Genomic DNA, 6344 nt, shown 5'->3' on the forward strand with positions numbered 1-6344 from the left:
TCCTTAATTTGTTTTCTTAACATCTGCGAAACTTACTTCTACCGGTGTCTCGCGACCGAACAGCTCTACATTAATTGTAACTGTCTGCTTATGATAATTCATAGCTGTGATAACACCGACTGTATCCTTCCAGACACCGCCGATAACGACTATCATGTCACCCTCAGCAAAATCAACTACCACGTTTTCCGTCTTAATACCCAAAGGTCTCATCTCGGCATCTGTGAGAGGAACCGGTTTGCTTCCCGGACCTACAAATCCAGTTACGCCTCTGGTATTTCGTACAACGTACCATGTATCATCATTCATAATCATATGAATAAGAACATAGCCTGGAAACATCTTCTTGGAAACCTGTTTACGAACACCGTTCTTCACCTCTGTAACGTCCTCCAACGGAACACGCACTTCAAGGATCTGGTCCTCAAGATGTCTGTTTTCGATTGTTTTGTCAATATTAGCTTTGACTTTGTTTTCATAACCTGAATAGGTATGAACTACATACCAGTTCGCTTCTGTCATAATCACTTTGCCTCCGTTTTAAAAATGTAAACCAATAAGGAAATCTACGCCCTGCTGGATACCCCAGTCAAGAAGCGCAATAATAAGACCGGTAACTACTGAAACCGCCAGTACTGCAATGGTCTGTCTGATGACCGATTGCTTCTCAGGCCAGATAATCTTCTGAAATTCAGCTTTCAGACCTGAAAACCAGCTTGTTTTTGGAGCCTTTTCGACTTTTTCATTCTGTCCCATAATGTACTCCTTCACTCAGTTCCTAGACTATTTTGTTTCCTTGTGCATTGTATGAGTTCTGCAGAATCTACAATACTTCTTGGTTTCCATTCTGTCCGGATGAGTTTTTTTGTCCTTTGTCATGTTGTAATTACGACGCTGACATTCTGTGCACGCTAATGTAATCTTTGTACGCACGACTTCCACCTCCGTTTAAATTCTTTGTTGTTTGTACCCTTAAAAAAAGGCATAAAAAAAAGACCTATTTCCAAGCCTGTATACTATATCACAGTTGAGCCGTAACCGTCAATAGCTATTTTAAAATTTATTGTAAATTCTTTTGGACAGTGCCGCTGTCTGCACCTTTTTTGTGTGTCCGGCAGCAATTAATTTTTATAAATCTTACAGATACATCACTAAATATAGTACATTTATCTGAATTTTTCAAGTATTTTGTTGTTGTAAATCCTCAATTATGACGATATAATATATGTGTATAAGTAGAATTTGATAATTAAAAATTTTACATAGCTTATTATAGCTGCAGTTAAGCATTAGTAATCGCAGCTATACAATCTAATATTTAAAGGATTACCATTTAACGGATTAAACGATTTTCACGGATGAAAGGAGGGGTCTTTATGGCAAAGATAGACAGTGCCTACGCTTACTATGCCAGCACTTATGCCAATAAAGAGGTATCGCGCTATGATTCGCACAAGAAAAGCGATCTGCGCAAGATATACAACAGAATAATAAAGACAAATAAAGAGTCCCCTCTGTACAAGATTTCCAATATGTCCGAGGCCAAGAAATATGCTATCGATATAAAGGAAAGCTCTAAGGCTATCTTAAATGCCGTGGATTCGCTTTCTGATAAATACGCAGGCTCCTCTGACTCCTTCCAGAAGAAGGTTGCGGAGTCATCTAATGAGGATGCTGTAGGCGTGCGCTACGTGGGTGACGGCTCAGAGAATAAAGGAGCAGACGGCTTTGATATAGAGGTCAGACAGCTCGCCGCACCACAGGTCAATACCGGCAGCTACTTAGACAGCAAGGCTCTGTCCTTTATACCGGGCAGCTATTCCTTTGACATAAATACCAATGCATCATCCTATGAGTTCCAATTCGGAGTGAGCACCGGTGAAACAAACGGCGAGGTGCAGGACAAGCTCAAGAGGCTCATAAACGCATCCGGTCTTGGCATCAAGGCAGACACAGTCCATGATGACTCAGGCAATGCAGCGCTTCAGCTTACATCAATGCAGACAGGTCTCAGCGAGACTGAGGATTCTCTCTTTAGTGTGGCTCCATCAGCTAACGCCGAGTCCATAAGCATGATGAAGCAGCTGGGTATTGATAAGGTATCATCCCCTGCCCACAACTCTGACTTTTCGCTGAATGGCACCGCGCACTCATCCTTGTCCAACACCTTTACCATCAATAATGCCTTTGAGCTCACGCTCAAAAAGCCGACCACAGATACAGGTGCCGCAGCCATCGGTTTTAAGACCAATTCCGATGCAGTTGCCGACAATATACAGACTCTGGTTGACGCATACAATAAGATGATAGACGTGGCAGATGATTATTCAATGACCGACTCTGCAGATGCCACAAGGCTGCTTCGTGATATAAGCTCCATCACAAAGGGCTCACAGTCAAAGCTTTCCTACATCGGTCTCATGACAGACGATGCCGGCAAGCTCACTATTGACCGCGATATCCTCGCCGGTGCGCTTCGTCCGGACAGAGCTGATGACACCTTCAACACTCTTACAGCACTAAAGGATGCAATAGGTGACAAAGCAAACTCTGTGACAGTCAACCCTATGAACTATGTGCAGAAGGTTGTTGTGGCATATAAGAATCCCGGGCACAATTTCAACACACCATATATTTCGTCAATTTATTCAGGCATGATGCTTGACAGCTACGCATAAACGGCTGTTGTACCAAATCAGTACAACAGCCGTTATTTTATATTTATTATTTGATAATTAAAAGATAATCTCACACCGATAGTTCCTTATGTATCATTACAAATATTTCACATATTCAAGCGCATGCTCTCTAATATAGCATCTCTTAAACGCTGCAAATCGTGACTCTCGCCTAATCAATGCCTGTAGCTTTCTCAAAGCAAACACTGAATTTGAATTTTGATCAAGCTCATCCAATGTATCATATAGCTTATTCATTTCTTTATTCAATTCATTAAAACGGAACGCACTTTTATATACCCTCATCCCGCTATTTTTCATATTAAAAACATCTGTCACAAGCTCAGCCGTCATTTCTGCATCGTAGTCATCCGTTTCTTTTGCTATAACCTCTGTATTGCCATCATGCAGTCTGAAATAAATCCTTTCCTCCGGATCATACACACAACAATCAATTATATGATTATCATACTTTCGCTGATTCTTCACACTATTACAATGCCCACATGCCAAAAATAAATTATTCCAGTCAAATCTCAGTTCTTTATATTTACCATCGAAATGAGGCTTCAAATGCTCAACCTGGGGATCTTGTAATTTATCTATTTCACATATATAACACTTATTATTGAAATCACTTATCAGGCGTTCAACGACATCCGGTTTATTATAACTTCCATTTGTTTTTTCCTTCTCAACGGTCAGAGATACCGGTGCCGGAAAACTTCGTTCCACTTTTACCATACTAGGCCTCCCTGTTCCTGAGCTTCGCCCTCAGCTCCTGATACTCTGTGGTAAGGTTTAATGCCAGATAATCCGGTATTTCGTCCAGATATAATTCAAGATCAGCAATTTTTTCATAATCATCTGCATTAAGTTCTGCTTTTTGTGATAATTGCTTATATTGATCAAATTTATTTCTCAATTCATCTGACAGCTCATCAGTGTTAAAATATCCCTCAACAATACCACTATAAGGTACATCTGATAAGCCTTTTTCAACAAGTGTTCTGCTCTCAAGATCATAAATGACCGCATTCTCCAAAGAATTTAAAACAAAAGGTGAATGTGTAGTAACAATAAACTGAATATTAGGAAACAGCCCCACTAAAACCGGCAATATTTTTTTCTGTAATTCAAGATGCAGATGTGTTTCTATTTCATCTATTAATACAACACCCTCCATTTCAAAATTAGTTCTAAGACCTGATTTAGCCTCCATTCTCATAATTAAGTCATTAATAATATCCAATATTGCAGCATAACCACGTGACATTGTATTAAAATCAAACGGCTCTCTATTGGATTCATGTATAGAAAATTGAAATGTCTCATCATTAAATTTAAGCTTAAGCTGATCATCATCGAAAATAGATTGTAATATTTTTTCAAACTGCTTAAACCAATTATCAATTTTTTTTGACTTTTCACTATCTTTGGTAAATGCCTGTGTTGCCTTCAAATCAACAAGATATTTTGTGAGCTTTACTCCGGGATTGTCATTAATGTTGTAATGATCCTCAAGCTGTATTTTCTCTATATTTTTGTATGGTTCAACCTGAAATTCTCTTTCGTCTTTATAATATGCAAAAATAAAATTTCCCTCATTAAATTTATTTTGCATATCAATCATAGAGTCAAAGACTGCTGTTGCGCCCATGTTACTTGATTTAGAGCTCTGCACAATTGCATCAAAATAAGTAACTAAAGCCTCCAAAACACTCGTTTTCCCACTGCCATTTTTTCCTGTTAAAATCAAATGCTTTCTTTTATTTTTATCCAAGGGAATTGCAATATTTTCTAAATGATGAACTTTTCTTATTTCTATTTCTGTTAAAAAAGTCTGTTTCATAATAATTTTACCTCGCAAATCATTTAATGATATTTAAAAGCATCCTCTTTATTAAGTATAGCTGATTTTCAAATTAAATACAATGCAGAAAAACGGCTGTTGTACTGATTTGGTACAACAGCCGTTATTTTATATTTTTTATAATAGTGGCTGCAAATCTCCCACCATTTTTTCCTCAAGCGTCCTGAGCCTCTCGGCAATTGCCACACTCTTTGAATCTGCATCGCGATATTCATTGAGACTGCTGCTGATTGTCTCTATGCCCATATTACAGCCCTCCGTCAGTAGCTTTGCTGCCTGGGACTGATCATCATTCACTGCCATCTTCATTGCTGTCTGCAGCTTCGCAGCCATCTTTGCAAACACACCCGGTTCCTTAATATCTGCACCTGCTTTGTCAAGCATATCCCTGCAATCCACTGACAGCCTTGTGTGCTCATCATAGTACTTGTCTATCAGCTCACGAAGCTGCTTGTCATCTGTGTGTTCTCTTATATCATCCATACTCTCAAGTGCCATCTTACAGCCCGCTATGCAATCCTGAAGCAAGAGCACCGAATCATGATTCTCTATATTTTTGCTCATAAAAACCTCCATACTTCTTTTCTATTTAGTATGGAGGTTTTCATGAAAAAATATTCACTTAATGCTTTTTAAATTTTTCTGATACAAGAAATCCAATACCGGCAAGCACAAATACCACCGCCAGCACGACCATCGGAAAACTATCTATATATCCAATATCAGTGGAATACCCCAAAGTTGCCAAACTAAGGTAAGTCAGATGTAGATTAATCTGATCCACCGCAAATAATAACGCTGCTGTCAGCCAACAAATTGATGCTGCAATTTTTTCACTCTTCATATGTATTCTCCTTTAATTATTGCTTTCTTTCCACACATACATTCCGTCAGGACATTTAACGTTTTTATCACCCAATTGCATCGTTACTGTTCTGGGACTTTCAGAATATACCTTTTTGCTGCTTTCAACAACAGTAACTTTTTTAGGTCCTCTTGTCACATAATATTTTTGTGACTCACTATTAACAAAATTTACTCTAGGCTTAAATTCAAGCCAGTTTTTTTTATGAGGTGCAACATTTATTGTCAACGTTTCTGAAAAACTTTTCGTTCCACACCAACCACTTCCTACCGCTGCATTAAACGCATCTTTATATCCACCACTCAACGATGCATTTATGTTCCAGAAACGCTTGCTGACACGGATACTTCCATAGATTGTTTTGAACTCGTTCCATTAGCAAGTATTGGGGAAATTCTCCTATTACTGCCATACTTTGTTCCTTTTGAGCTTGTTACAAATCTATATTTGTATGTGAACATTCCGCATGTATCTATACCGTTATTCGTGCTTAATTTGTACGTATCATAATTAAATAACCCCGACAAACTATTATTATTAATTTCCTCCGTCATGTTTTCTTTTTCAATCTGATTATATATTTTTTGAGCTTCAATTCCCGTATAAAACCGCAAATTACCATTCTCATCAGGTATAGCTATCTGCGTGACTTGTTCATAATTTGAATATAAATTTTCACTTTCAGAAACAGAACTATTTTCCGCTGCAAACACATTAACTAAATTACTGCTATTTAGTAATACTATAGTAAACAGTCCTATGCACAATTCTTTTAATATTTTCTTCATCTTAATATCGTCTCCTTTTTATGTAGTTATGTTTATGATTTCTTATCTTGTCCATCACCTGACCTCTTGATTGTCCAGCCATAGACCATTATACTGTCCTTATTAAGATAAAAGGAAAGGCTCCGGAGCCCTTCCCGCAA

General features: G+C 38.2%; 10 protein-coding genes. 1 reads left to right on the top strand and 9 read right to left on the bottom strand.

The features are described 5' to 3' along the window. Positions 1–3: 3 nt before the first annotated feature. Genes nusG through rpmG form a run of 3 tightly spaced genes read right to left on the bottom strand, consistent with a single transcriptional unit; the run spans position 4 to position 933 of the window. Entirely contained in the window at positions 4–522 is a 519-nt protein-coding gene (gene nusG, locus ACTQ1L_RS02830; protein WP_321110511.1) for a transcription termination/antitermination protein NusG, read from the bottom strand. Positions 523–540: 18 nt separating this feature from the next. After that, complete coding sequence (secE, locus tag ACTQ1L_RS02835) at positions 541–756, bottom strand: preprotein translocase subunit SecE (RefSeq protein WP_012741284.1); 216 nt, start codon at positions 754–756, stop codon at positions 541–543. A 27-nt stretch (positions 757–783) separates the two neighbouring features. Then, positions 784–933, bottom strand: a complete 150-nt coding sequence (gene rpmG, locus ACTQ1L_RS02840; protein ID WP_012741283.1) for a 50S ribosomal protein L33 — start codon at positions 931–933, stop codon at positions 784–786. Positions 934–1376: 443 nt separating this feature from the next. Between rpmG and fliD the strand changes: the two genes are divergently transcribed. Next, positions 1377–2678 (top strand): flagellar filament capping protein FliD, encoded by a 1302-nt coding sequence (gene fliD / locus ACTQ1L_RS02845; RefSeq protein ID WP_441365366.1) that lies wholly within the window; start codon positions 1377–1379, stop codon positions 2676–2678. Between the two features lie 96 nt (positions 2679–2774). Here fliD and ACTQ1L_RS02850 read toward each other — a convergent pair whose 3' ends face one another. From ACTQ1L_RS02850 to ACTQ1L_RS02875, 6 genes are all read right to left on the bottom strand, one after another. After that, the gene (locus tag ACTQ1L_RS02850; RefSeq protein WP_321110509.1) at positions 2775–3422 is read right to left on the bottom strand and encodes an HNH endonuclease; all 648 of its coding nucleotides are present in this window, start codon (positions 3420–3422) and stop codon (positions 2775–2777) included. 1 nt (position 3423) lies between these two features. After that, positions 3424–4530, bottom strand: a complete 1107-nt coding sequence (locus tag ACTQ1L_RS02855; RefSeq protein WP_441365367.1) for an AAA family ATPase — start codon at positions 4528–4530, stop codon at positions 3424–3426. 138 nt (positions 4531–4668) lie between these two features. Continuing rightward, on the bottom strand, positions 4669–5115 hold the full coding sequence (locus tag ACTQ1L_RS02860) for a hypothetical protein (RefSeq protein WP_441365368.1): 447 nt from the start codon (positions 5113–5115) through the stop codon (positions 4669–4671). Positions 5116–5173: 58 nt separating this feature from the next. After that, positions 5174–5395 (bottom strand): hypothetical protein, encoded by a 222-nt coding sequence (locus ACTQ1L_RS02865; RefSeq protein WP_441365369.1) that lies wholly within the window; start codon positions 5393–5395, stop codon positions 5174–5176. 12 nt (positions 5396–5407) lie between these two features. After that, positions 5408–5722 carry a hypothetical protein gene (locus ACTQ1L_RS02870; RefSeq protein ID WP_441365370.1) on the bottom strand — a complete coding sequence of 105 codons (315 nt, stop codon included), beginning with the start codon at positions 5720–5722 and terminating at the stop codon, positions 5408–5410. An 8-nt stretch (positions 5723–5730) separates the two neighbouring features. Continuing rightward, positions 5731–6204, bottom strand: coding sequence for a hypothetical protein (locus tag ACTQ1L_RS02875; protein WP_441365371.1), 474 nt, complete (start codon positions 6202–6204; stop codon positions 5731–5733). Positions 6205–6344: the final 140 nt, after the last annotated feature.

It is taken from the genome of Agathobacter sp. LCP21S3_B2, from assembly GCF_052118705.1.
Taxonomy (GTDB): Bacteria; Bacillota; Clostridia; order Lachnospirales; family Lachnospiraceae; genus Roseburia.

Excerpts from the sequence above, each read along its gene's own strand:
- nusG (WP_321110511.1), bottom strand. The coding sequence starts at position 522 with ATGACAGAAGCGAACTGGTATGTAGTTCATACCTATTCAGGTTATGAA.
- secE (WP_012741284.1), bottom strand. The coding sequence starts at position 756 with ATGGGACAGAATGAAAAAGTCGAAAAGGCTCCAAAAACAAGCTGGTTT.
- fliD (WP_441365366.1), top strand. The coding sequence starts at position 1,377 with ATGGCAAAGATAGACAGTGCCTACGCTTACTATGCCAGCACTTATGCC.
- ACTQ1L_RS02850 (WP_321110509.1), bottom strand. The coding sequence starts at position 3,422 with ATGGTAAAAGTGGAACGAAGTTTTCCGGCACCGGTATCTCTGACCGTT.
- ACTQ1L_RS02855 (WP_441365367.1), bottom strand. The coding sequence starts at position 4,530 with ATGAAACAGACTTTTTTAACAGAAATAGAAATAAGAAAAGTTCATCAT.
- ACTQ1L_RS02860 (WP_441365368.1), bottom strand. The coding sequence starts at position 5,115 with ATGAGCAAAAATATAGAGAATCATGATTCGGTGCTCTTGCTTCAGGAT.
- ACTQ1L_RS02865 (WP_441365369.1), bottom strand. The coding sequence starts at position 5,395 with ATGAAGAGTGAAAAAATTGCAGCATCAATTTGTTGGCTGACAGCAGCG.
- ACTQ1L_RS02875 (WP_441365371.1), bottom strand. The coding sequence starts at position 6,204 with ATGAAGAAAATATTAAAAGAATTGTGCATAGGACTGTTTACTATAGTA.